Source organism: Burkholderia sp. JP2-270, assembly GCF_003233675.1.
Lineage (GTDB): Bacteria > Pseudomonadota > Gammaproteobacteria > Burkholderiales > Burkholderiaceae > Burkholderia > Burkholderia pyrrocinia_C.
This window is the reverse complement of record NZ_CP029825.1, coordinates 1,471,485-1,496,574: the sequence shown is the minus strand read 5'-3', so window position 1 is coordinate 1,496,574 and position 25,090 is coordinate 1,471,485. Positions and strand designations below refer to the sequence as shown.

Annotated in this window: 22 protein-coding genes and 1 pseudogene; 11 read left to right on the top strand and 12 right to left on the bottom strand. The window is 66.0% G+C overall.

Annotated features, from left to right (window positions below; genetic code table 11):
• Window positions 1-44: 44 nt before the first annotated feature.
• On the top strand, window positions 45-710 hold the full coding sequence (locus DM992_RS24610; protein WP_111019015.1) for a class I SAM-dependent methyltransferase: 666 nt from the start codon (window positions 45-47) through the stop codon (window positions 708-710).
• Between the two features lie 236 nt (window positions 711-946).
• Here DM992_RS24610 and DM992_RS24605 read toward each other — a convergent pair whose 3' ends face one another.
• The 6 genes from DM992_RS24605 to DM992_RS24580 form a co-directional block, all read right to left on the bottom strand.
• Entirely contained in the window at window positions 947-1,951 is a 1,005-nt protein-coding gene (locus DM992_RS24605; RefSeq protein ID WP_111020380.1) for an aldo/keto reductase, read from the bottom strand.
• Between the two features lie 20 nt (window positions 1,952-1,971).
• Complete coding sequence (locus DM992_RS24600) at window positions 1,972-3,087, bottom strand: alkene reductase (RefSeq protein WP_111019014.1); 1,116 nt, start codon at window positions 3,085-3,087, stop codon at window positions 1,972-1,974.
• Between the two features lie 65 nt (window positions 3,088-3,152).
• Entirely contained in the window at window positions 3,153-3,959 is an 807-nt protein-coding gene (gene dkgB, locus DM992_RS24595; protein WP_111019013.1) for a 2,5-didehydrogluconate reductase DkgB, read from the bottom strand.
• Between the two features lie 151 nt (window positions 3,960-4,110).
• Complete coding sequence (locus tag DM992_RS24590) at window positions 4,111-5,067, bottom strand: LLM class oxidoreductase (RefSeq protein ID WP_111019012.1); 957 nt, start codon at window positions 5,065-5,067, stop codon at window positions 4,111-4,113.
• 13 nt (window positions 5,068-5,080) lie between these two features.
• Window positions 5,081-5,404 carry an adenylate cyclase gene (locus DM992_RS24585; RefSeq protein WP_111020379.1) on the bottom strand — a complete coding sequence of 108 codons (324 nt, stop codon included), beginning with the start codon at window positions 5,402-5,404 and terminating at the stop codon, window positions 5,081-5,083.
• Window positions 5,405-5,435: 31 nt separating this feature from the next.
• Complete coding sequence (locus DM992_RS24580) at window positions 5,436-6,638, bottom strand: MFS transporter (RefSeq protein ID WP_072440232.1); 1,203 nt, start codon at window positions 6,636-6,638, stop codon at window positions 5,436-5,438.
• Window positions 6,639-6,739: 101 nt separating this feature from the next.
• Here DM992_RS24580 and DM992_RS24575 point away from each other — a divergent pair, with 101 nt between their 5' ends.
• Entirely contained in the window at window positions 6,740-7,684 is a 945-nt protein-coding gene (locus tag DM992_RS24575; RefSeq protein ID WP_111019011.1) for a LysR family transcriptional regulator, read from the top strand.
• A 99-nt stretch (window positions 7,685-7,783) separates the two neighbouring features.
• Here DM992_RS24575 and zwf read toward each other — a convergent pair whose 3' ends face one another.
• Window positions 7,784-9,259, bottom strand: coding sequence for a glucose-6-phosphate dehydrogenase (gene zwf / locus DM992_RS24570; RefSeq protein ID WP_111019010.1), 1,476 nt, complete (start codon window positions 9,257-9,259; stop codon window positions 7,784-7,786).
• Window positions 9,260-9,461: 202 nt separating this feature from the next.
• Here zwf and DM992_RS24565 point away from each other — a divergent pair, with 202 nt between their 5' ends.
• The 5 genes from DM992_RS24565 to DM992_RS41800 all read left to right on the top strand — a co-directional run bounded on the left by DM992_RS24565 (window position 9,462) and on the right by DM992_RS41800 (window position 14,470).
• Window positions 9,462-10,040, top strand: coding sequence for a TetR/AcrR family transcriptional regulator (locus DM992_RS24565; protein WP_111019009.1), 579 nt, complete (start codon window positions 9,462-9,464; stop codon window positions 10,038-10,040).
• 187 nt (window positions 10,041-10,227) lie between these two features.
• Complete coding sequence (locus DM992_RS24560) at window positions 10,228-11,100, top strand: SDR family NAD(P)-dependent oxidoreductase (protein ID WP_111019008.1); 873 nt, start codon at window positions 10,228-10,230, stop codon at window positions 11,098-11,100.
• Window positions 11,101-11,365: 265 nt separating this feature from the next.
• Window positions 11,366-12,556, top strand: a complete 1,191-nt coding sequence (locus tag DM992_RS24555) for a M20 aminoacylase family protein (protein ID WP_111019007.1) — start codon at window positions 11,366-11,368, stop codon at window positions 12,554-12,556.
• Window positions 12,557-12,610: 54 nt separating this feature from the next.
• A complete protein-coding gene (locus tag DM992_RS24550) occupies window positions 12,611-13,933 on the top strand; it encodes an MFS transporter (protein ID WP_111020378.1) in 1,323 nt (440 codons plus the stop codon).
• Between the two features lie 240 nt (window positions 13,934-14,173).
• Complete coding sequence (locus tag DM992_RS41800) at window positions 14,174-14,470, top strand: hypothetical protein (protein WP_162631681.1); 297 nt, start codon at window positions 14,174-14,176, stop codon at window positions 14,468-14,470.
• 212 nt (window positions 14,471-14,682) lie between these two features.
• Here the strand turns inward: DM992_RS41800 and DM992_RS42870 are convergent.
• The 3 genes and pseudogenes from DM992_RS42870 to DM992_RS24535 form a co-directional block, all read right to left on the bottom strand.
• Window positions 14,683-14,838: pseudogene (locus DM992_RS42870) on the bottom strand (IS5/IS1182 family transposase); the annotation flags it as partial.
• A 445-nt stretch (window positions 14,839-15,283) separates the two neighbouring features.
• A complete protein-coding gene (locus DM992_RS24540; RefSeq protein WP_239511438.1) occupies window positions 15,284-16,069 on the bottom strand; it encodes a lipid II-degrading bacteriocin in 786 nt (261 codons plus the stop codon).
• Window positions 16,070-16,764: 695 nt separating this feature from the next.
• Entirely contained in the window at window positions 16,765-17,685 is a 921-nt protein-coding gene (locus DM992_RS24535; RefSeq protein ID WP_111019006.1) for a LysR family transcriptional regulator, read from the bottom strand.
• 136 nt (window positions 17,686-17,821) lie between these two features.
• Between DM992_RS24535 and DM992_RS24530 the strand changes: the two genes are divergently transcribed.
• Both DM992_RS24530 and DM992_RS24525 read left to right on the top strand, forming a co-directional pair.
• Window positions 17,822-18,595, top strand: coding sequence for a transporter substrate-binding domain-containing protein (locus tag DM992_RS24530; protein WP_111019005.1), 774 nt, complete (start codon window positions 17,822-17,824; stop codon window positions 18,593-18,595).
• A gap of 56 nt (window positions 18,596-18,651) precedes the next feature.
• Window positions 18,652-19,767 (top strand): succinylglutamate desuccinylase/aspartoacylase family protein, encoded by a 1,116-nt coding sequence (locus DM992_RS24525; protein ID WP_111019004.1) that lies wholly within the window; start codon window positions 18,652-18,654, stop codon window positions 19,765-19,767.
• A gap of 147 nt (window positions 19,768-19,914) precedes the next feature.
• Here the strand turns inward: DM992_RS24525 and DM992_RS24520 are convergent, their stop codons facing one another.
• On the bottom strand, window positions 19,915-20,901 hold the full coding sequence (locus tag DM992_RS24520; RefSeq protein ID WP_111020376.1) for a LysR family transcriptional regulator: 987 nt from the start codon (window positions 20,899-20,901) through the stop codon (window positions 19,915-19,917).
• Window positions 20,902-21,052: 151 nt separating this feature from the next.
• On the opposite strand from DM992_RS24520, the gene DM992_RS24515 reads away from it, so the two are divergent.
• On the top strand, window positions 21,053-22,372 hold the full coding sequence (locus tag DM992_RS24515; RefSeq protein WP_111019003.1) for an MFS transporter: 1,320 nt from the start codon (window positions 21,053-21,055) through the stop codon (window positions 22,370-22,372).
• A gap of 97 nt (window positions 22,373-22,469) precedes the next feature.
• Entirely contained in the window at window positions 22,470-23,984 is a 1,515-nt protein-coding gene (locus tag DM992_RS24510; RefSeq protein ID WP_111019002.1) for a M81 family metallopeptidase, read from the top strand.
• 60 nt (window positions 23,985-24,044) lie between these two features.
• Here the strand turns inward: DM992_RS24510 and DM992_RS24505 are convergent, their stop codons facing one another.
• Window positions 24,045-24,830 carry an IclR family transcriptional regulator gene (locus DM992_RS24505; RefSeq protein WP_072445226.1) on the bottom strand — a complete coding sequence of 262 codons (786 nt, stop codon included), beginning with the start codon at window positions 24,828-24,830 and terminating at the stop codon, window positions 24,045-24,047.
• Window positions 24,831-25,090 lie beyond the last annotated feature (260 nt).

Below are 25,090 nucleotides of genomic sequence, written 5' to 3'. Positions count from 1 at the left end.
TAATCGGGTGCAACGACGCACTCAACCCGATACCGGAGATTCGCATGACCACCCTGATTCTCGATCCGCTTGCCTCGCTGCTGGAGCGCCTGTTCGACGAGGCCGACGCGTCGTCGCCCGCGACGAGCCCGGACTTTGCCGACCTGTCGCACGACGAGCACGCGCGGCTGATGCGCAGCAAGACCGACTACACCGATTTCTATGCGCGCCTGAAGGACTACCCGCTCGCCGTATCGCGCGACACGGGCACGCTGTTATACATGCTCGCGCGCAGCCGCGGCGCGCGGGCGATCGTCGAATTCGGCACGTCGTTCGGCATTTCGACGCTGCATCTCGCGGCCGCGCTGCGCGACAACGGCGGCGGCCGGCTGATCACGAGCGAGTTCGAGCCGTCGAAGGTCGTACGCGCGCGGGCGAACCTGACGGCCGCCAGGCTCGCCGATCTCGTGGAGATTCGCGAAGGCGATGCGCTGCGCACGCTGGCCGCCGATCTTCCGGATACGGTCGATCTGCTGCTGCTCGACGGTGCGAAGGCGCTGTATCCCGAGATACTCGCGCTGGTCGAACCGCGGCTTGGGGCGGGTGCGTTCGTCGTTGCCGACAACGCGGAATACAGCCCCGACTACCTCGCTTATGTGCGCGCACCGGAAAACGGCTATCTGTCGGTGCCGTTCGGCGGCGATGTCGAGTTGTCGATGCGGATACGCTGATCACGTCGCAACCGTAACGATGGCGCGGACGATTTCATGCTTCCATTCATCAAAGATAGGAAAACTGATTAAATGGATTTCAGGTCGGATGACGGTCGTGCGGAGTCGATCCCGTAAACGCTAGACGCCGATTGCGCAGGCTGCAATTCGGAAATGGCAATCGCGGCGATAGTTGCCGCGATTGTGACGGAAGGGATGTGCGCGGCCGCTCGTCGCGGCGGTCGCGCGGAAGCGGCTCAGGCCGCGCCGGCCGGCGTCGGCGCGTGTTCTGCGATCAGGCGCTCGGCCTTCAGCGCGTCCCACAGTTCGGACGGAATTGGCGCCGCGGCCAGCCGCAGGTTCTCGTCGATGCGATCGGGCCGGCTCGCGCCGGGGATCACGGCCGCGACGGCCGGGTGCGCGAGCGCGAACTGCAGCGCCACCGCGCGGACGTCCACACCGAAGCGTTCGACGATCTGCCGGATGCGCGCGACGCGATCGAGCATGTCCTGCGTCGCCGGCTGATACTCGAAGTGGGTGCCGCCGGCGAGCACACCGGAATTGTACGGACCGCCGACGATGATGCCGAGCCCGCGCGCGACGCTTTCCGGCATCAGCCGTTCGAGCGCGCCCGCATGGTCGAGCAGTGTGTAGCGGCCGGCGAGCAGGAAGCCGTCGGGATCCGAGCGTTCGAGTGCGAGCTCGCACGGCTCGACGCGGTTCACGCCGAGGCCCCAGCCCTTGATGACCTTTTCGTCGCGCAGCCGCGTGAGCGCCCTGGCCGCGCCCGACATCGCGACGTCGAACACGTCGAGCCAGCGCTCGCCGTGGAAGTCGATGGCCGGATCGTGGATCCACACGGTGTCGAGCCGGTCGGTGCGCAGCCGCTCGAGGCTCGCTTCGATCGAGCGCAGCGTGCCGTCCTCGGTGTAGTCGTAGACGATCTTGTTCGGCAGGCCGTGGCGGAACAGGCCGCCCTTCTCGCCGAGATCGCGTTGCGACGCGTCCTCGTGTTCGTCGAGGACCAGCCGGCCGACCTTCGTGCCGAGCGAATATTCGTCGCGCGGACGGCCGGCGAGCGCTTCGCCGAGGCGCAGCTCGGCGAGGCCCGCGCCATACAGCGGCGCGGCGTCGAAGTAGCGGATGCCGCTTTCCCAGGCCGCGTCGACCGTGGCCAGTGCTTCTTGGTTCGGGATGTCCCGATACATGTTGCCCAGCGGCGCAGTGCCGAAACCCAGGCGGGAAGGGAGCGTGATTCTCATGTCGGATTCCTGCGGATCGTTCACGCGGCGGCTTGCGCGAGGGTCGGGTAGTCCGTCAGGCCCTGTGCGCCGCCGCCGAACAGCGTGTTGCGGTCGTGCGGCGTGAGCGCAGCGCCGGTGCGCAGGCGCTCGGGCAGGTCGGGGTTCGCGACGAACGGGCGGCCGAATGCGACGAGGTCGGCCCAGCCGGCGGCGATCGCCTCGCGCGCGCGCTCGGCGGTGTACGCACCGGCGTAGATCAGCACGCCCGGGTACGCGGCGCGCAGTTGCCGCTTGAATTCGACCGGCATCAGCGGCGCGTCGTCCCAGTCGGCTTCCGCGATGTGCAGGTAGCCGACGCCGAGTTCGCCGAGCAGCTTCGCGGCGGCGAGGTAGGTCGTTTCCGGATCGTCGTCGACGCAGCCGTTCAGCGTCGTCAGTGGCGCGAGGCGGATGCCGACGCGTGACGCGTCGCCGGTGCCTTCGATCAGCGCCTGTGCGACTTCGCGCAGGAAGCGCAGCCGGTTTTCCAGCGAGCCGCCATACGCGTCGGTGCGCGTATTCGCGTTCGAGTCGATGAACTGGTTCACGAGATAGCCGTTCGCGCCGTGCAGCTCGACGCCGTCGAAGCCGGCTTCGATCGCGTGGCGCGCGGCGGCGCGGTACTGGCCGACGATCTCGCGGATCTCGTCGACCGTCAGCGCGCGCGGCTCGGACGCCTGCACGAAACCCGGCGTGCTGCCGTCTTCACCGGCGATGAACACGTTCACGCCCTTCGCCTGGATCGGCGACGACGACACGGGTTGCCGGCCGCCGAGCAGGCTCGTGTGGCTCAGCCGGCCGACGTGCCACAGCTGCGCGAACATGCGGCCGTGCGCGGCATGCACGGCGTCCGTCACCTTGCGCCAGCCGGCGACCTGCGACGGCGTGTGAATGCCGGGCGTCCACGCGTAGCCCTTGCCGAGCGGCGCGATATAGGTGCCTTCGCTGACGATCAGGCCCGCGCTCGCGCGCTGCGCGTAATACGCGGCCATCAGTTCGTTGGCTTCGTCGCCGGGCTGGCTTGCGCGCGAACGCGTCATCGGCGGCATCACGATGCGGTTCGGCAGCGTCAGCGTGCCGAGTCGCAGCGGTTGGAAAAGCGGGTCCTGGGTCATGGTGAATTCCTGTCGGTGCCGCGGCCGGCTGGCAGCGGACGGGTCGATTGAGGGGGGCGGCGCGCTTAGTCCCACTTCGGCGCGAGGCCGGCCGGGTCGACTTCGCGGCCGTTGCGGTCAAGCGCGGCGATCTGCGCCATGTCTTCGTCGGTCAGGCGCAGCGTCTGCGCGAGCAGGTTGCTCGCGAGGTTCTCGCGCTTCGTCGACGACGGAATCACCGAGTAGCCGAGCTGCAGCGCCCACGCGAGAGCGACCTGTGCGGGCGTCGCGTGGCGACGTTGCGCGATCGCGCCGATCACCGGGTCGCCGAGCACCTTGCCGTACGCGAGCGTCATGTACGACGTCACGTGGATGCCTTCGCCGTTCAGGAATTCGACGAGCTTGCGGTTCTGCAGGTACGGGCTCAGTTCGATCTGGTTGGTCGCGATCGCATCCTTGCCGACGGCCGCGATCGCTTCCTTCGTCAGTTCGATGTTGAAGTTCGAGATGCCGATCTGGCGCGTGAGGCCCTTTGCCTTCGCATCGGCCAGCGCGGTCATGAACGCGTCGATCGACACGCCGTTGTCCGGGGCCGGCCAGTGGATCAGCGTCAGGTCGACATGGTCGGTGCGCAGCTTGCGCAGGCTCTCTTCGAGGCTCAGCACGAGCTTGTCCGGCGCGTAGTTGTCGACCCAGATCTTGGTGGTCAGGAACAGGTCTTCGCGGCGCACGCCCGATGCGGCGATCGCTTCGCCGACTTCGGCTTCGTTGCCGTAGATCTGCGCGGTGTCGATCGCGCGGTAGCCGACCTCGAGGCCGTTGCGGACCGAGTCGATGACGACCTGGCCTTGCAGGCGGAAGGTGCCGAGGCCGAATGCGGGAATCTTGCTCATCGTGTGCTCCTGGGAGAAGGGGAACCGTTGCGGTATGCGAGTCATTCTGGCGTTTGAGACTGATGAGATAAACGCCTTTAGAGGTCAAAAATATTTGATTTGAATTCAAATATCGGTTGTGAGCCGGGCCCGCTGAGGGCCGTTGCCGGCCTTATGCGACGCGCGTTTGCGCGCTCGCGTTCGCATTCGCATGGAACGCCGGCAGCACGTCCGATGCGATCTCGGCCATCGTCTCGTCGAGCGGACGGCGGTTGCGGCGGAAATGCAGGCCGATGTGCCGCACGCCGGCGTCGCGCATCGCAGCGAGTTCTTCGGTCAGCGCGATGCGTCCTGCGCGGGCGCCGAAGCGGTGCCGCTGCAGCGGTTCGTGCTGGTCTTCCGCGAGGTCGAGGTGGATGAAGCTCACATACGGCTTGTCGCCTGCCACGGCACGCCAGTTCGCGGCGCGCTGCGCGTGGTCGGCCGGCGTGCCCGGATACGCGAGGCAGCCGTCCATGTGCTCGCCGATCCATGCGGGCGTCTGCTGTGCGAGGCCAGCGACGAGCAGCGGCACCGGCGAACGGGCGGCCGGCAGCACGTCGAGGCCGGGCGGCAGGTGCACGCGCGCGCCGTCGCGCAGCAGCGCGATCTGGTCGCGGAAATTCGCGCCGCGCGATGCGAAGTCGCGGCCGAACAGCGGATATTCGACCGGCCGGTCGCCGCTCGCGACGCCGAGCAGCAGTCGGCCGCCGCTCAGTTCCTGGATCGTCGCGGCCGATTTCAGCGTCAGCAGCGGTTCGCGCAGCGGCAGCACGACGGCCGCCGTGCCGAGCAGGATGTCGCGCGTGATGCCGGCGAGGTAGCCGAGATACGCGAACGTTTCGAACACCTGCGCGGCGTCGCCGAACGACGGGTCGTACACCGGCACGTCGCGTACCCAGAGCGCGCGGAAGCCGAGCGTGTCGGCCAGTTGCGCGAGCTCCGCGTGGATTTCCAGGTCGGGTACGCCGGGGCTGCGGCCGTCATGCTGGCGCTTCGCGTCGCCGGCCGGCGACCAGTCGTTGTCGAGCGGCAGTTCGATGCCGACGCTGAAGCCGCCGTCGGCGAGTTTGTCGAGTGAAGTGGACATGGTCGGGCTCCGTTCAGACCGCGCGCAGGCTGCCTTCGAGCCGGTAGAAATCGAGCGACGACGCGGTGAAGAACGAGCGCGACGTGCCGGCGGCGAAATCGTCGATGTGCACGACCGTCGCGCGGTCGGCTTCCTGCCACGAGATCGCGTAGGTCTCGCCGGCGATGTGCTGCCACGTGCAGGCGACTTCGCCCTTCGCGCCGGCGTATGCGCCTTCGGTGATCTCGTAGCGCATGTGGCGGCCGTCCTCGTCATACGCGTTGAGCGCGGCGAGGCCGTCGTAACGGACTTCGAATGTCTTGCCGGCGAACGGCGGACGTCGGGTCGATGCGTTCATGCTGATCAGCTCCTGCAAAAAGGTGTGACGTTCAATGGGCGAGTTCGACGGGTTCTGCCGTGCGTGCCGGCAGCCCTTGGTGGCGGTCGAGACGGCCGCTCAGCGCGGTGAGCGCGAACGCGCCGAGCGTGACCACCGCGGCGATCCACGGCGTGTGGCCGAGGCCGACGTTCGCGACGATCAGGCCGCCGAGCGACGAGCCGCCGGCGACGCCGAGGTTGAACGCGGCGATGTTGAAGCCCGATGCGACGTCCGTGGCGTCCGGCGCGAAGTGGCGCGCCTGCTTGACGACGTACACCTGCAGCCCCGGCACGTTGCCGAACGCGACCGCGCCCCACGCGAGCATCGTCAGCACCGCGAGCCATTTGACGTGGATCGTGAAGGTCAGCGCGAGCAGCACGATCGCGAGCAGCAGGAAGATTCGCTTGAGCGCCTTCACGGGGCCGACGGCGTCCGCGAGCTTGCCGCCCCATACGTTGCCGAACGCGACCGACACGCCATAGCCGACGAGCACGAGGCTCACCTGCGACGGCGTGAAGCCGGCGATCTGTTCGAGCAGCGGCGCCATGTACGTGAACGCGATCAGCGAGCCGCCGTAGCCGACGGCCGTCATCGCATAGACGAGCAGCAGGCGCGGCTGCGCGAGCACGCGCAGCTGGCGGGCGAGCGGCGCCGGCGGCGTTTGCGGCAGAGCGCGCGGCACGAATGCGACCGCGCCAAGGAACGCGACGAGGCCGAACAGCGCCACGATCAGGAACGTCGCACGCCAGCCGAAGTGCTGGCCGATGAAGGTGCCGAGCGGAATGCCGGCGACGAACGCCACGGTCATCCCGCTGAACATCGTCGCGATCGCGCTGGCCGCCTTGTCCTTCGGCACGAGCGTGGTGGCGATGATCGAGCCGACCGAGAAGAACACGCCGTGCGCGAGGCCGGTGAGGATGCGCGCGACGATCAGCGATTCGTAGCCGGGCGCCTGCCATGCGACGAGGTTGCCGACGGTGAACAGCGCCATCAGCGCGGCGAGCAGCGTCTTGCGCGGCACGCGGCCGGTGAGCGCGGTCAGGAGCGGCGCGCCGATGGCGACGCTCAGCGCGTACAGGCTGACGAGCAGCCCGGCCGACGGCAGGCTGACGCCGAGGTCGGCGCCGATCGTCGGGATCAGCCCGACGATCACGAATTCGGTCGTGCCGATGGCAAACGCGCTGATGGTCAGCGCAAGCAGGGCGAGTGGCATGATGGGATCCTGGTTCCAGTAAGGATGGATCGCAGTGTGCCGCCTTTACTTTTGCGGAAAAACTGGTCTATAAACCAAATTGTTTTGATTTCAGATCAACAATGAAAATCACGCTCGACGAACTCCAGGCCTTTGCCGCCGTGGTCGACACCGGTTCGATCACCGCTGCCGCGCAGCAGCTCGACCTCACGGTTTCGGCGGCGAGCCGCACGCTCGCGCGGCTCGAGGAAAAGCTGAAGACCACGCTGCTGCGCCGGACCACGCGGCGGCTCGAACTGACCGAGGAAGGGCGCGCGTTCCTGCAGGACGCGCGCGCGATCATCGAGTCGGTCGAGAACGCGGAGGAGCAGATGCTCGCGCGGCGCGAGATGCCGTCGGGGCGCCTGCGCGTCGATGCCGCGACGCCGTTCATGCTGCACGTGATCGTGCCGCTCGTGCGCGGCTACCGCGAACGCTTCCCGAAAGTCGAACTGGAGCTGAACAGCAACGAAGGGATCATCGACCTGCTGGAGCGGCGCACCGACGTCGCGATCCGGATCGGCCGCCTGAAGGATTCGACGCTGCACAGCCGGCGCATCGGCAACAGCCGGCTACGCATCCTCGCGAGCCCCGCGTATGTCGAAGCGCACGGCCAGCCGCGCAAGGTCGAGGATCTCGACAAGCACACGCTGCTCGGCTTCACGCAGCCCGAATCGCTGAACGTGTGGCCGATCCTCGGCACCGACGGCGAGCCGTGCCGCATCGAGCCGGGCATCTGGTCGTCGAGCGGCGAGACGCTGCGGCAGCTCGCGCTGGACGGCGCGGGCATCGTCTGCCTGTCGGATTTCATGACCGCGCAGGATCGCGAAGCGGGGCGGCTCGTGCAGGTGCTCACGCGCCAGACGCTCGACGTCGAGCAGCCGATCCATGCGGTGTACTACCGCAATACCGCGATTTCGTCGCGGATCGCGTCGTTCGTCGATTACATGATCGAGGTGCTGGGCGGCGGTGGCAGCGGCAGCGATGCGCCGGCCCGGCGCAAGGCCGCGTGGCTGGAGCCGCGCTAGCGATGGCGGGCGGCTTGCGGGGGAAGGCGGGGAAGACGGGGCGGGCATACGCCCCGATTGGCCCGGCGTGCCGCGCGGCGGCACGCCGTCGTGCTGCGGTTACGCTTCTTCGGACCAGGACATGCCGTCGCGCGCGAGCAGCGCCGACGAGGCCGCGGGCCCGAACGTGCCGGACGTATACAGGCGCGGCCGGTCGCCGAGCTGCTTCCAGCCGTCGAGGATCGGCTCGACCCACGACCATGCGGCTTCGAGCTCGTCGCGGCGCATGAAGTGCGTGAGGCGGCCGCGGATCACGTCGATCAGCAGCCGCTCGTACGCTTCCGCGCGCCGTTCCGGAATTGCCTGCTGCAGGTCGAGGTTCAGGCTCACGGGCACCATGTTCATGCCGCTGCCCGGTTCCTTCGCGAGCATCTGCAACTGGATCGATTCTTCCGGCTGGAGCTGGATTACGAGGCGGTTGCCGTAATGGCGCGGGCCGGTCGGGATGATCGAGAACGGCATGTCCGCGAACTCGATCACGATTTCCGACTGGCGGCGCTGCAGACGCTTGCCCGTGCGCAGGAAGAACGGCACGTTCGCCCAGCGCCAGTTGTTGATGTGCGCGCGCAGCGCGACGAAGGTTTCCGCGCGGCTGTCCGCCGGCACGTTGTCTTCCTCGAGATAGCCCTTGACCGGCTGGCCGTCGACCGCGCCGGCCGTGTACTGGCCGCGCACCGTATCGCGCGCGACGTCCGACAGCGCCATCGGCCGCAGCGAGCGCAGCACCTTCAGCTTCTCGTCGCGCACCGCGTCCGGGTCGAGCGACACGGGCGGCTCCATCGCGACGATGCACAGCAGCTGCAGCAGGTGGTTCTGCACCATGTCGCGCAGCGCGCCGGTATGGTCGTAGAAGCCCGCGCGGCTGCCGACGCCGACCGTTTCCGCGACCGTGATCTGCACGCTGCGGATGTTCGGCGCCTGCCACAGCGGCCCGAAGATCGGGTTGCCGAAGCGCAGCACCATCAGGTTCTGCACGGTTTCCTTGCCGAGATAGTGGTCGATCCGATAGATCTGCGATTCCTCGAAGTGCTTGCCGACCGCATCGTTGATCGCCTTCGCGGACGCGAGATCGTGGCCCAGCGGCTTTTCGAGGACGACGCGCGAGCGCGCGTCGACGAGGTGCGCGGCCGACAGGTTGTCGCAGATCGTCGTGAACAGCTCCGGCGACGTCGACAGGTAGAACACGCGGATCGCGTCGCCGCGCGCCGCTTCGGCGAGCCGCAGGTAGTCGTCCGGCGCGTTCACGTCGATCAGCACGTACTTGAACAGGTCGAGGAAACGGCTCCATGCGTCGGCGTTGAACGCCTTCTCGTCGATGAACGGGCGCGACTGCTCGTCCATGAACTTGCGATAGCCGTCGATGCCCCAGTCGCGGCGGCCGACGGCGATGATGCGCGTGTCGGGCGGAAGGTTGCAGTGCAGGTGCGCCATGTACAGCGCGGGCAACAGCTTGCGGGCGGCCAGGTCGCCGCCGCCGCCGAAGATGATCATGTCGACGGGCCGGTCGGCCGCGGTCTGGGTAGGCTGATTCGTCATGAGTGGTTCGCGGTTTGAAACGGGGAACGTGAAACGAACGTCGAAGGCATCGGGTGCCGGATGGCCGACACCGGTACGGCAAAACGATAATAGTGCACGGTTTTGATGGATTGCGTGTGCGTTCCCCCAACATGTAACAGGGCTTGCATTCCGCTGAACGGCTTGATTATGATTGAGCGCTCACTCATTAAAGGAATCGAACGTGGCCCGACCGCGCAGTCCCGACAAGCACGAAGCCATCCTCGCCGCCGCAGCCCGCGCGCTTGCCGAGGACGGCGCGACCGCGACGACCGCGCGCATTGCGCGGCTCGCCGGCGTGGCGGAAGGCACGGTGTTCACGTACTTCGAGACCAAGGATGCGTTGCTGAACGCGCTGTACCTGAGCCTGAAGGCCGACATGCGCGAAGCGATGATGGCCGGTTTTCCGGAAGGCGCGCCGGCCGAACAGGCCGTGCGGCACGCGTGGAACGGCTATGTGTCGTGGGGCGTCGCGAATCCGGACGGGCGGCGCGCGCTGCAGCAGCTCGGCGTGAGCGGGCGCATAGACGACGCGCATCGCGCGGCCGGTGCCGAAGGCTTCGGCACGATCCGCTCGCTGCTGCGGGAGCAGATCGTCGCGTCGCGCGGGTTGACGGCCGACGAAGCGCACGCGTTCTGCGCGGCGCTGTTTACGTCGATCGCGGAAACGGCGATGGAGTCGGTCGCGCGCGATCCGGCGCGGGCCGATGCGTACCGGGAGGCCGGGTTTCGTGCGTTGTGGGCTGTGCTGCACGCGGTGTGAGCGTGAGACGAACGATGTGACGAAAGGGGTGGCCGTCGCGACGGCATAGGCGGTGCGTGCGCCGCACGACGGAAGGCAGGACGGTTTCAGGCAGGGCGAAGCATCGCGCTAATCATCGATGCATCGTCGATATTAATGAGTGAGTAATCATTCATTTTCGTGGTTTCATCTTTTCGAGGAGTGGAAAATGTCGAAAGTCTGGCTGGTAACAGGGGCCGCGCGCGGCCTGGGGCGAGCGATTTCGGCGGCCGTGCTGGCGGCGGGCGACCGGCTGGTGGCCGGTGCGCGCGATCCCGCGCGGCTGGCCGATCTGGCCGAGCGTCATGGCGACCGGCTGCTGTCGGTCGCGCTCGACGTCACCGACGAGGCGGCGGCCGCGCAGGCTGTCACGGCGGCACGCGAAGCGTTCGGCCGCATCGACGTGCTGGTGAACAACGCGGGCTACGGCCATACGGCGCCGTTCGAACAGATGGGCGCCGATGACTTCCGCGACCAGATCGAAACGAACCTGTTCGGCGTGATCAACCTGACCCGCGCGGTGCTGCCGACGATGCGCGCGCAGCGCGCGGGGCACATTTTCCAGGTGTCGTCGGTCGGCGGGCGCACGTCGACGGTCGGGTTGTCCGCGTACCAGGCGGCGAAGTGGGCGGTCGGCGGGTTCAGCGACGTGCTGTCGAAGGAAGTTGCGCCGTTCGGCGTGCGCGTGTGCACGCTCGAGCCGGGCGGGATGCGTACCGACTGGGCCGCGCAGGCGAAGCGCAGTGTCGACGACCTGCTGCCCGACTACCAGCCGTCGGTCGGGAAGGTTCTCGAATTGCTCGGCGCGTATGGCGGCCACGAGGTCGGCGATCCGGTGCGGATCGCGAAGCTGATCGTCGAGCTGTCGCGTCGCGACGACGTGCCGATGCGCCTGCTGCTCGGCGGCGATGCGCTGTTCGTGTGCGAGCAGGCGGAAACGCAGCGCGCGGAAGAGGCGGCCCGGTGGCGGGATGCGACGCTGTCCACGCAGTTTCCGGATGCGAAGCTGCCGGAGGGGCTTGACGCGTTGAAGCGCGTGTAACGAGCACGGCCATGCGCCGCTCGTGCGGCGGCGCGGGTCGTGCGTAACGGCAGCCCCGATGCGAGCGGCCGGACAAGCGGATACCGGCCGCTGTGACGAGGACGCGATACACGATCGCCCCCGTACTAACCCTGATTAATAAACCTTATCGCGGTGAAAAATTCCGCATCTTATTGAACCGATATCGGCTCGATATAGTGGCTCGCTTTCCCGCACGCGACCTCCGCGTGCGGCTGACACGCTGACGATCAGCAGGAGCCGCTTGATGACCACCGACGTCCGATTCACCGAAATCGAGGATCTGCTGCCCGCCGCCGGCGGGCTGCGCGAGATCCGTCACCACATCCATCACCATCCCGAACTCGCGTACGAGGAGCACGACACGGCCGCGCTCGTCGCGGACAAGCTCGGGCAATGGGGCTGGCAGGTGACGCGCGGGGTCGGCAAGACAGGCGTCGTCGGCACGCTGCGCGTGGGCGACGGCGCGCGCAGCATCGGCATTCGCGCCGACATGGATGCGCTGCCGATCGTCGAGGCGACGGGCCTGCCGTATGCGAGCGGCACGCACGGCAAGATGCACGCGTGCGGCCACGACGGCCACACGACGATGCTGCTCGGCGCCGCGCAGCATCTCGCGAAGACGCGCAACTTCTCCGGCACCGTGCACCTGTATTTCCAGCCGGCGGAAGAGCACGGCGTCGACAGCGGCGCGAAGAAGATGATCGACGACGGCCTGTTCGAGCGCTTCCCGTGCGACGCCGTGTTCGGCATGCACAACCATCCGGGTGCGGCACCCGGCGTCTTCCTCACGCGGCGCGGCCCGTTCATGTCGGCCGGCGACAAGGCGATCATCACGATCGAAGGCGTCGGCGGCCACGCGGCGCGGCCGCACCTGACGGTCGACCCGGTCGTCGTCGCGGCGAGCATCGTGATGGCGTTGCAGACGATCGTCGCGCGCAACGTCGACCCCGCGCAGCCGGCGGTCGTCACGGTCGGCTCGATGCACGCGGGCACCGCGAACAACGTGATCCCGAACGGCGCGCGCCTCGAACTCAGCGTGCGCTCGTTCAGCCCCGACGTGCGCGCGCTGCTCAAGCGCCGGATCGTCGAGCTGGCCGAAACGCAGGCCGCGAGCTACGGCGCGAGCGCGAATGTCGAGTACATCGAAGGCTACCCGGTCGTCGTCAATACGGATGCCGAAACGGATTTCGCCGCGCAGGTCGCGCGCGAGCTCGTCGGCGACGCGCACGTGGTCGAGCAGACCGACCTGCTGATGGGCAGCGAGGATTTCGCGTTCATGCTGCAGCAGCGGCCGGGCTCGTTCGTGCGGCTCGGCAACGGCGAAGGCGAGGACGGCTGCATGGTGCACAACCCGAAATACGACTTCAACGACCGCAACCTGCCGATCGGCGCGGCGTTCTGGACGCGTCTCGTGGAGCGTTACCTGGGGCGGTGATCGCGGTGGCGCGCGGCCGGCGCTTCCGGCCGTATTGAGAAGGAGACCGGAATGATGCAGAAAGACGATCTCGCACTGCACCCCGCACCGGCGGTGGCCGTCGAAGCCGGCGCACCCGCCGTGACGCAGCGCGGCGCGATCGCGGCGGCCGTGATCGGCAACTGGCTGGAATTCTTCGATTTCACCGTGTACGGCTTTTTCGCGGTGCTGATCGGCAAGCTGTTCTTCCCGTCGAGCGATCCGACCACGTCGCTGCTGCTGTCGGTCGCGACGTTCGCCGCCGGCTTCTTCACGCGCCCGCTCGGCAGCGTCGTGCTCGGCGTCTATGCGGACCGCAAGGGGCGCAAGGCCGCGCTGAACCTGACGATCATGCTGATGGCGCTCGGCACGGGCCTGATCGCGATCGCGCCGACGTATGCGCAGGCCGGCATGGCCGCGCCGCTGCTCGTCGTGTTCGCGCGGCTGATGCAGGGCTTCTCGCAGGGCGGCGAATTCGGCGCGGCGACCACGACGCTGCTCGAACAGGGCGGCACGTCGCGCCGCGCGTTCCGCGCAAGCTGGCAGCTCGCGACGCAGGGCGGCGCCGCGCTGATGGGCTCGGGCTTCGCGGCGCTGCTGTCGAACACGATGACGAAGGATGCGCTCGAAAGCTGGGGCTGGCGGCTGCCGTTCCTCGTCGGCGTGCTGATCGCGCCGGTCGGCATGTATCTGCGCCGCCGGCTCGCGGACGATGCACCCGGCAACAGCCATCACGCGATCGAGCGCGGCGTGCTGCACGAGCTGTTCTCGAAGCACACGCGCACGGTGCTGCTGCTGATGCTCACGGTGATGGGCGGCACGGTGTCGACCTACATCCTGACCTTCTACATGCCGACCTACGCGATCCATACGCTCGGCCTGCCGATGAAGCTGTCGATGTTCGTCGGCGTCGCGTCGGGCTGCGTGATGCTGGTCACGTGCCCGCTGTTCGGCTGGCTGTCGGACCGGATCGGCAGCCGGCGCCTGCCGATCTTCGTCGGCCGCGGCGTGCTGGTCGTACTGCTGTTCCCGGCGTTCTGGCTGATGAACCATCATCCGACGCTGTCGGTGATCCTGCCGCTGACCGCGCTGATGCTGCTGTTCTATTCGCTCGGCTCGGCGTCGGAGATGGCGCTGATGTGCGAGTCGCTGCCGCGCCATGTGCGCGCGACGGGCATCTCGATCGCGTATGCGCTCGCGGTGACGATCTTCGGCGGCACCGCGCAGCTCATCGCGACCTGGCTCGTGAAGACGACCGGGAGCAAGCTCGCGCCGGCCGGCTATGTGGCCGCGTGCGTGGTGTTGTCGCTGATCGCGGTCGCGATGCTGCGCGAGACGGCCCAGGAGTCGATGGACTGATGCGTGATGTGGCCTGAAGTTACCGAGCAGGGTGGTCGGAACGGGCTGGATGACCCCGACGAAACCGCGGGCTCGAGCATACCGCTCGCCAAGCCATCAGCCTTGGCTACTGCCCATCCCTGCGCTGTACGCGAATACGGCGTTCCCGCAGGAAGGTAGGGCGGTTGCACCCCAAAATGAGCCGCTACGACAATAGGCCGGCCGTCTGAGAGCAGCCATCAAAAACAGGAGAAAATACCTGTGCCGTGGCAATACAGCCAAGGTACCGGGCAGTTGACGCAAGGAACCGGTCCCGTCGTCGGGCGGGGATATTCCGGCCATGGAGCCGGACAAAACAATCCGCAGATACAGAACCAGGTCGGCATGTCGGAGAAGACCGGCAAGGATCTGTATCGCCAGATCTACGACATCACGTTCGTCGACAAGTCGGGCGCGAAGTTTCAGGTCATCACGAGCAGCGAAGCGTCTTCCAGCGAGCGCTCGATGAGTGGTGTCGACGTTTATGTGGTCACTCGAAAGATCGATGGTGGGCAGTAGCACGATCGGCCCCAAGCATCACGAATGAGGTGCGGCATTCACCTACTCGTGATGCAGTCGCCAGCCTCCAGTCCCGTTCGGTGTAACTCCCTGCTCGATCACGAAGTCTTTCGTTATGGCCACGCCGTTCGCCATGCCCGGACGCTGCCGTACCGTGACCAATCCGCATGGCCGCGCGAGCTGGCCGGTGCGCGAGGTTGCGGGCCGGCCGGCTACAGTCGATCGAGCGCGAGGTGCGGGGGCAAAGCGGCCAGCGATCTCGATAGCGTCAGGTTGCAGGCTGCCATTGGTAGCGGCAGCAGCGGGTCCACTTTATCGAGTCCGCGAACCATGACTTGTCCGAGCGGACCTATCGTTTTGCCGCTGCCAAGCTGCTATAAGGGGTGAAATTGGAAATCAATTATACGGACCCACATTATCAAGAATGATTCCAAGGCACGTCATTTTTGCGATATACCGATGGCCATCAGATCGATACGGAACCTTCCATTGATGGAGGTCTGTGACGTATTCGAAATTTTCATCAAAAATGATTTTAGACAAGCCATTTTGTTTGGCGTATTTTTCGACGAATCCCGTTATTTCGCGACGGCTCATTTCGGGGCACGTGCCATCTCCGCCGTCCCAATTTCTAACGTAAACTAGAATAGCAAATAAAACCGATGCGCATACTAGTAATGCGCCACTGACGGCCGCCGTGTATTTGAGTATTTTTTTTGTCAAAATTCCCTCCGAAATCAAAAAACCCGGTTTGTCGATGTGAGGAAAGCTTTTGAGCTTTCCTCATGTCGGTTCACGGCCAGTGCAATTGACTTATGGTCTGCGCCCGAACCCCCCCGGCCGTGCCGTATGGACCGCCGCTGGCGTTCCATCTGGATTCGATGCTTTGATGCTGGCTCTGGCTCTGGCTCTGGCTCTGGTTCTGTTGACGTTGAGTGGTTGCGATCCCGTAAAATAGATCATGAAATCTTTATGATCAGTGAATTCTCCAATTTTTCGGACGAACGTAGTCAAGGCCTCTTGTATCGACGGGCGAGACCGCGAAGCATCAAAGTCGAATTTGTCTGGATTGAGTGTGTATTCGCCTCTGAAATAGAAACTGTCATCACTTCCTAAAAATAGCTCACCTTGGATGTGGCCGCTCACTCGTCCAAGTGCCGATCCGACAATTAATTCTTGGTTGCTCAATAAATTCGTGCTGAACTGGGCATCGATCCGATAGGATCCAGATCCCATGGCATCGTTGACGATAATGTCTCTTATCGGAGATATCTGCTGAACGCCGATTCCAAGTCTCAAAGATTTTAGGTCGACTGATTTTGGATCTCCGTTTCCTCTAATCCAATTGTAGTAAGCTGAAAGGGTGAAAAATGGAGTGGCGTAGAATTTAAAACTCTCAATGGGTGGAGTCGGGAGGTGACTGAAATAATAGTCACTGAACAACCCAAATGCTGTTGCGAGGCCACTAAACGTCGTATCGGAGAGGCCATACTGGGTCGCACCAGTAATGCCTTGCCAGCCCATGTCTGCAATCCACGAAGTGAAAAGGGCATAAGTTGAAATTTGCGCTTGCACAACTTGTTTACTTGCAAGTTCCATCCCATACCCAAATTCATAAAGCACGTCCCGCGAACGTCCGGCGCCAGCAGCTTCGAGAATTTTTTCCCATTGACTAATCTGAATTTGCCAATTTGGAATATGCCGCCACGAATATTATCTCCATTTATTGCTCAATGATAACCCCCGGCGGGCCCATTGGGCGTGGCTATGGGGAGGGCGAGTTCGGTCGGTGCCGTAACGCTGATTGGCGGCAGAAGATCGTCCGCCGGACCGTGCCCTTGCGCGAGTGCTCGGATAGGACTGCTTGCTAATAAAGCAGTGGAGGCCCCAAGAAAGTGTCGTCTCTTCATCTAATGGTCCCAGTAGCGTTTGGTTTTCTGCGAAAAAGTCAAACCGATTTTAAAGTTGACAAAGTCAACACGCTTTGCCCTCGGGGGTTGCAGGAGGCATGACACGCGTGACCGAGATTGTTGCCACTCGGTTATTCTTCCAATTTGACTTCATCAACCTTACTAGTATCTAACCAATTCGTATGATGTTGCAAGCAGAGTGAGACAGCGTCCAATCGAACTCGCACGATGTCGTCAACAAAACTCCCGTGACGTCGTCGGCAGTGCACCGAGCAACTCGGTCCTGTCGGCGGGCTTGCTCGCGATCAGATGCGTGACCTTCCCCTCGGCCTGCCAAACACCATAGACGGCAGGCAGCGCGGGCGGCGGCGCGGCCATACGCGCTTACCGCCCGCGCACCATCCGCAGGTACGACGCGAGCATCGTCGCGAGTTCCTGCGCGGCCGGCGCCAGCGGCACGGCCGCGCGCTGCAGCAGGCAGACGTCCTGCGATTCCGCCTGCTCGCGCACGGGCACCTTGGCGAGCGCGCCGGCGAACGGGCCGTGCCGCGTGATGGCTTCGGTTTCGAGTGCGAGGGAATCGGTCTGCGTGACGAGCTGCAGCGTCTCGAACATCCCTTCGACGGTCGCGAGGATCTTCGGCGGCGGCTGGCCATGCGCGTCGAAGTACGCGAGCAGCCGGTTGACGACCGGGTCGGCGCTCAGGTTCGGCGAGCGCGTGGACACCCACGCGTAGCCGGCCAGTTCGGCGAGCGATTGCGCATGCATCGCCGGATGCCCGGTGCGGCACACGACCACCGGCGCCGACGCATGCAGCGGCGTGACCGCGAGATCGGTCGTGTCGGTCTGCTTCGCAACGTGCGAGATCGCGAAATCGATCGCGCTTTCCCGCAGCCAGCCGATCATCATCCGCGACGTGCCGGTGCGCAGGTGCACGTCCACCTTGTCGAAGCGCGCGCGAAACGCGGTCAGCACGGGCGCGAACGCGTCGATCAGCGGTTCGGTCACGAGACCGAGCGTGACGGTGCCTTCGTATGCGCCGCTCAGTTGTCGGATTTCCCGCTCGACCTGCTCGCATTCGCCGAGGATCGAACCGGAACGCGCGAGCAGCCGCTGGCCGACGGCCGTCGGCACGATGCCGCGATTGGTGCGCGTGAACAGCGTCGCGCCGAGCGTCGCCTCGAGGCTTTGCAGTTGCTGCGTGACGCCGCTTTGCGCGAGATCGAGCGCGCGCGCCGCGGCGCGCAGGCTGCCGTGTTCGACGACGGCCTGGAAGATGCGAAGCTGGGATAGCGTGAACGCCATGGGCAAGCGCGATGCCGGTGATCGGAAATGCTGATCATGATAAGGCAGCCGACGATTCCGGCGGCGGCGCGTGCGCACTACGATCGTTGGCAGTCCGGCTCATGCCGTTTGCCCCTCTTCCTGCCTCCCGTCGACCATGAAACGCTTCCTCGTCCCGCTCGTTTCCCTGTGCATTGGATTGGCGGCCACGTCCGCCAGCGCGCTCGACGCGCATGTCGTGCGCCTCGGCATCGACCCGACCTATCCGCCGATGGACGCGAAGGCGCCCGACGGCAGCCTGAAGGGTTTCGACGTCGATCTCGGCAACGAGATCTGCCGTCGCGCGCAACTGCGCTGCCAGTGGGTCGAGCTCGAGTTCTCCGGGATGATTCCCGCGCTGCAGGCGCGCAAGATCGACGCGGTCCTGTCGTCGATGGCGATCACCGAGAAGCGCGAGAAGCAGATCCTGTTCTCGTCGAAGCTGTTCCGTTTCAAGTCGCGGCTCGTCGCGCGGCCCGAGAGCGGGCTTGGCAGTTCGGCGGCGTCGCTGGTCGGCAAGCGCGTCGGTGTGCAGTCGGGCACGCAGTTCGAATCGTGGGCGCTCGCGCACTGGGCGCCGGCCGGCGTCGGCGTGATGCCGTACAAGAGCCAGGACGACGTGTTCGCCGATCTCGTCAACGGCCGGCTCGACGCCGCGCTGCTCGGCACGGTGGAAGCCGATTACGGGTTCCTGCGCCAGCCGCGCGGCAAGGGCTTTGCGTTTGTCGGCGCGCCGCTCGACATGGGCGATCGCGGTGTCGGCATCGGCATGCGGCAGTCCGATACGGCGCTCAAGGCGTCGATCGATGGCGCGATCGCGTCGATGCTGAAGGACGGCACCTACGACAGGATCGCGAAGCAGTACTTCGATTTCAACCCGTACGGCGACTGAGCGCCGTGCATGCCGGGTTCCCCGATTCCTCCGCTTTCATCCGTTCGAGACCATCGATGCAGATTCGCACCACGCCGCTCCTGTCGCCGTCGATCGGCACGCAGCGCACGCTGACGAGCTTTCATTTCGGGCCGGCCGATACCGGCCGCAAGATCTACCTGCAGGCCGCGCTGCACGCGGACGAGACGCCCGCGATGCTTGCGGCGTTCGTGCTGAAGCGGCGTCTCGCGCAGCTCGATGAGGCAGGCCGGCTCGCGGCCGAGATCGTGCTCGTGCCGGTCGCGAACCCGGTCGGCCTCGATCATCATCTGCTCGGGCAATTCATCGGCCGTTTCGACCTCGCGAGCGGCCGCAATTTCAATCGCGGCTTCCTGCCGCTCGCGGAAATTGCTGCGCGTGCGCGCGACCGGCTCGGCGACGACCCCGAACGCAATCGCGCGATCGTGCGCGAATGCGTCGGCGCGGCGCTCGACGATATCGCGCCGCGCGCCGAATTCGACGCGCTGCAGCTCGCGCTGCTGAAGCTGTCGCATGACGCCGATGTCGTGATCGACCTGCATTGTTCGCTCGAAGCGGTGATGCACGTGTACACGAGCGACACCGCATGGCCGGAAGTCGAGCCGCTGGCGCGTTATCTCGGCTCGGAGGTGTCGCTGCTCGCCGAGGATTCGGGCGGGCACGCGTTCGACGATGCGCATCACCTGATGTGGTCGCGGTTGCGGCAGCACTTGCCGGCCGGCACGCCGATGGCGGCCGGCGCCGTGGCCGTGACGGTCGAGTGCCGCGGCCAGCGCGACGTGACGTATGAATATGCGGAACGCGATGCCGATGCGCTCATCGACTATCTGGTGTGGTGCGGCGCGGTGCAGCGCGAACGCGCGCCGCTGCCGCCGCTTGCCGCGCCGGCCACGCCGCTCGCAGGCAGTGAGCAGTTCTATGCGCCGGTGAGCGGGATTCTCGTGCACCGTGCGGCGATCGGCGCGACGATCCGCGCCGGCGATCCGCTGTTCGACATCGTCGATCCGCTGACGGATGCGATCACGACAATCTCGAGCGGGACCGATGGGGTGTTCTATATGCGGCGCGCGATCCGTTTCGTGACGGCCGGTGCGCCGCTCGGCCGCGTGACGGGCACGGTGCCGGTGCGCACGGGGATGTTGCTTGGGGCGTGAGCGGCGCGCGCGACGCACCTGACCGGTGCGAAGTCGGCGAAAAATTTCGGTTTCCTCAAATAATCACTCGCCGCTCAATGTCGGCTTGCGCTGGGGCGGCCGACTCTCCATGGCCGACGAGGCAGGCTGCATCGCCGGCGGGGACGGTCATGGCTCGCCGTGATTCCCCGCCGCACGCCTGCGGGCCTTGCCGCGCGCCGTTGTCTTGCCGTTGCGTCCGCCCGCGTTCGAGAACATCTTCATGTCGCGCAGGAGGCCGCGCAGCAACGTGTCGGCGGCCACGCCGAGCGTGCGTCCCGCCTTGACCAGCAGCCGCGCGTTGGCCGTTTCGAGCAATGGATGCACGACGGGCAGCGCGGCGAGTTCGCCGGCCTCCAGTTCCCGATACGCAGCGAAGGCGGCGAGCAGCGTGACGCCGTTGTTGCGCTTGACGAAGTGGCGCAGCACGGCAAGCGAGTTGGTGGTGAGCGTCGGGTGGATCTGGATGTTCTCCGCGTACGCGAGCATCTGCACGGCTTGTCCGAGACCGAACGCGGGCGGCATCAGGGCGAGCGGATACTCGGTCAGTTCGCGTACTTCGACGGCGCGGCCCCGCACGGCGAGCGGGTGCCCGGGATGCACGAGCGCCACCACCGGCTGCGGCGCGGTGGCGACGTACTCGATGTCCGGATGCGCCGGCGGATTGTAGGCGAGGCCGATATGCGCGCGGCTTTCGGCGACTTCCTGGAGCAGCGTGCTGACCGGAAGGATATCGACGGTAACGTCGAGCTTCGGATAGCGGGCGCAAAAATCGGTGAGCACCTCGTCCATCAGGCAGTCGATATAGCCTTCGCTGGTGGCGATGCGGATCTGGCCGTGTTGCAGCCCGCGCAGTGCCTGCAGGCGGTCTTCGAACAGTTCCTGCTGGGAGCGGCAGCCGCGCCAGTATTCGAGCAGGTGCGCCGCGGCCTCGGTCGGCTGCACGCCGCGAGGCTGGCGCTCGAACAGCGGGGCCCCGATTTCTTCCTCGAGCAGGCGGATCTGCCGCGTGATGACGGACGGCGACGTGTTGATGCTGTCGGCCGCGCCGCGGATGGAACCGTGCGTCAGGACTTCATGGAAATAGCGCAAGCGGCGCTGGTTCAGTTCGCGCATGGTGTCGGTCCGTTTGCCGGTGAAGTGTTGCTCGTTGAGCAACGATAACTCGCTTAGGTTGCTCTTGCGCGGCTTTTTCGTCTCCTCGACGATTCGAACAGAGTCGAACATCGATGCGGGATTTGAAGCAATACGCCCTAAAGGAGAGCGCATGTCCGCCATTCCATCCCCTCAAGACCCGGTCGCGCCCGACAGCCCGGCCCGTCAGGCCCTGTACCGCAAACTGAACTGGCGCCTGCTGCCTTTTCTGCTGCTCTGCTACACGTTCGCCTATCTCGATCGCGTGAATATCGGGTTCGCCAAGCTTTCCATGCAGAGCGACCTGGGTATCTCCGATGCGGTGTACGGGCTGGGAGCGGGCATCTTCTTTCTCGGCTATGTCCTGTTCGAGATCCCGAGCAACCTGCTGCTGCCGCGGATCGGCGCACGCAAGACCATCAGCCGGATCATGGTGTTGTGGGGCCTGACGTCGGCCGGCATGATGTTCGTCCATGACGAGACCACGTTCTACGCGATGCGCTTCCTGCTCGGCGTGTTCGAGGCCGGCTTCGCGCCGGGGATGATCTTTTACCTGACCTACTGGTATGGCCAGCGCCGCATGGCCGGCGTGATGGCGGTCGTCATGCTCGCCGGCCCGATCGGCGGCGCCTTCGGTTCGCCGCTGTCGGCATGGCTGATGACCGGGCTGTCCGGTGCCCACGGCCTGGCCGGCTGGCAGTGGATGTTCGTCGTAGAAGGCCTGCCGTGCGTGCTGTTCGGCGTGCTCGCACTCAAGGTCCTGTCCGACCGGCCGGCCGACGCGACATGGCTGACCGACGACGAAAAGCGGATGCTCGCCGCCGAGCTGCACACGCCCGGCGCCGGTCATCACTCGTTCGGACAGGTGTTGCGCGACCCGCGCGTGTACCTGCTGGCGTTCGCCTATTTCACGATCATCTGCGGGATCTACGCGGTGAGTTTCTGGCTGCCGTCGATCCTCAAGGCGGACGGCGTGACCGATACCATGCAGATCGGGCTGTACTCGATGATCCCGTATGTCTGCGCCGCGATCGCGATGGTCGTCATCGGCGGCAGGTCGGACCGCCGCGGCGAGCGCCGTTTCCACAGCGCGGTGCCGGCCCTGATCGGCGCGATCGCGCTGGCCGTGGCGACGGCGGCCAACGGCAATCTCGTCGTCTCGCTGGTCGGCATGACGATCGCCACGTCGATGATCTGGGCCGCGTACACGGTGTTCTGGGCGATTCCGTCGCAATACCTGAAGGGCGATGCCGCCGCGGGCGGCATCGCGCTGATCAATACGATCGGCCTGATCGGCGGCTTCCTGAGTCCGACCATCATCGGTGCGATCCACTCGGCGACGGGCAGCATGGCAGCCGGCCTGCTGGTCATGGTCGCGCTGTTGGTCGCGGGCGCCGCGGTGCTCGTGGCGAACCGGCTTCCCGCGCCGCACGATGCGTTGGCGACGGCGTGACATCGCGGGCGCGCAAGCGTCCGCGACATCCATCGCGGCGCGGGACTGAAGGTGCTTTGTGCGGGTGCATTGACTCACTATTTCCGGAGACACGCTTTTGAATACGCGCATTTTGATCGCCGGCTTTCAGCATGAAACCAATACGTTTGCGCCGTCGAAAGCGGCTTACGCAAACTTCGAGCGCGGCGAGGGCTTCCCGGCCATGGTGCGGGGCGACGACGTGCTTGCGCTGCGCGACGTCAATATTCCCGCGGGCGGATTCATCGTCGCGGCGGAACGGCGTGGCTGGACCCTGCTGCCGGTCATCTGGGCGGGCGCAAGCCCGTCGGCCCACGTGACCGAGGATGCGTTCGAGCGCATTGCCGGCGAAATCCTCGCGGCGGTTCGCAACGGAGGCTACGACGCGGTGTACCTCGACCTGCACGGCGCGATGGTCGCCGTGCATACCGACGACGGCGAAGGCACGTTGCTGGAGCGCGTGCGCGCCGCGGTCGGCCCGGCCGTGCCGGTGGTCGCGTCGCTCGACCTGCATGCCAACGTCACCGCGAAGATGCTGCGCGAGGCCGACGCGCTGGTCGCCTTCCGCACCTATCCGCATGTCGACATGGCCGAGACCGGCGAACGCGCGGCCGTGCTGCTCGAGCGCCTGCTCGTCTCACGGGCGGCGGGTGGCCGCCCGCTGCATCGCGCGGCGCGCCGGCTGCCGTTCCTGATCCCGATCAACGCCATGTGCACGCTGCTCGAACCTTCGCGTGGCATGTACGTGCAGCTCGCGGCGCTGGAAACCGGGGCCGTCGCGTCGCTGTCGTTTGCGCCCGGTTTTCCGGCGGCTGATTTTCCCGAATGCGGCCCCGTCATCTGGGGTTACGGTGATGACGCGGTGTCGGCCGAGGAAGCCGTGCAGGCACTCTACGACAGGATGCTGGCGGACGAGGCCGCGTGGCAGGTGCCGTTCCTGTCGCCCGATGCCGCCGTGCGCGAAGCCATGCGGCTCGCCGAGGGGGCCGGCAAGCCGGTCGTCATCGCCGATACGCAGGACAATCCCGGCGCGGGCGGCGACTCGAACACGATGGGCATGCTGCGGGCGTTGCTGCGCAATGGCGCACGAGATGCGGCGATCGGCCTGATCTGGGATCCGGCGGCCGCGGCGGCGGCTCATCGCGCCGGTGTCGGTGCGTTCATCGATGTGGCGCTCGGCGGCGTCTCCGGCGTGTCCGGCGACGAGCCGTATCACGCGCGCTTCGAGGTCGTGAAGCTGTCCGACGGCGTATGCCGGTATGACGGCCCGATGATGAACGGCATGCGCGCGGATATCGGGCCTGTTGCCTGCCTGCGGATCGATGGCGTGCTGATCGTGGTGAGCAGCGGCAAGGCGCAGATGCTCGACCGCAATCTCTATCGCGTGGGCGGCGTCGAGCCGGAAACGATGCGCATCCTCGTCAACAAAAGCTCCGTGCACTTTCGCGCCGATTTTCAGGGCATCGCCCACGCGGTGCTCGTTGCCACGGCGCCGGGCCCGATGACGGCCGATCCGGCCGAGTTGCCATGGACCCGGTTGGCCCCGGGCATCCGGACGAAGCCGGCGGGAGCGGCATTCACCGGTAACGGTTGACGCGCGCACGCCGTCGACGCATGGCCGGGCGGGCTCTACGTTTCCGCCCGGCCACGTCGCTCACCCCCGCCTTGCCACCAGCTCCGACACCGTCTGCGCGGCCTGCTGCAGCGGCCCGAGAAACTCCTTCACCATCTGCTTCGCGGTATGCCGCTGCGCGTTGCCGCTGATGTTCATCGCCGCGATGATCTGCCCGCGCCGGTTGCGGATCGGCGCGGAGATCGACATCAGGCCCACTTCGAGTTCCTGATCGACCACGGCCCAGCCTTGCTGGCGCACCTGTGCGATCGTCGCCTTCAGTTCGCCGAGGTCAGTGATCGTGCGCGGCGTGTGCGCGCGGATGTTGCTCTGCGCGAGCGTTTCGTCGAGCGCCGCGTCGTCGAGCGCGGACAGCAGCACGCGGCCCATCGACGTGCAGTACGCGGGCAGCCTGCTGCCGATCGACAGGTTGATCGTCATGATCTTGTGCGTCGGCACGCGCAGCACGTAGACGATCTCGGTGCGGTCGAGCACGGCGGCCGAGCAGCTTTCGTGGATCTGCGCGGACAACTGCTCCATCACGGGATCGGCGAGATTCCAGAACGGCATCGACGTCAGGTACGCAAAGCCGAGCTCGAGGATCTTCGGCGTGAGCCGGAACAGCCGGCCGTCGGCCTCGACGTAGCCGAGCGTCTGCAGCGTGAGCAGGATCCGGCGCGCGCCCGCGCGCGTCAGGCCGGTAGCCGACGCGACCTCGGTGAGCGTCTGCTCCGGGCGCGCCGCGTCGAACGCGCGGATCACCGCGAGGCCGCGCGCGAACGACTGCACATAGGAGTCGCCGGGTTTCTGTGTGTCTTCGGTTGTCATGGGCGGTTGGAATATCGTGCAGCCGAGAAGATAGCGCATGGGGCCCGACACGCCAACCGCACGTGGACCGGGCGCTTGACAGGTCGTCCCCGCACTCCCTATGATGCGTTGAACGTTCGATACACGATCTTATGTTCGTATATAGAACATTTAAGCGCATCCCGGCGGGTTATGCAAGGGGCGCGCCCCGTTCATTTCCCAGCCTTGCATGTGGCCGGAGCCAGCGCTAAAGCGCCAACTCCAGCCAACCACGCCATGGG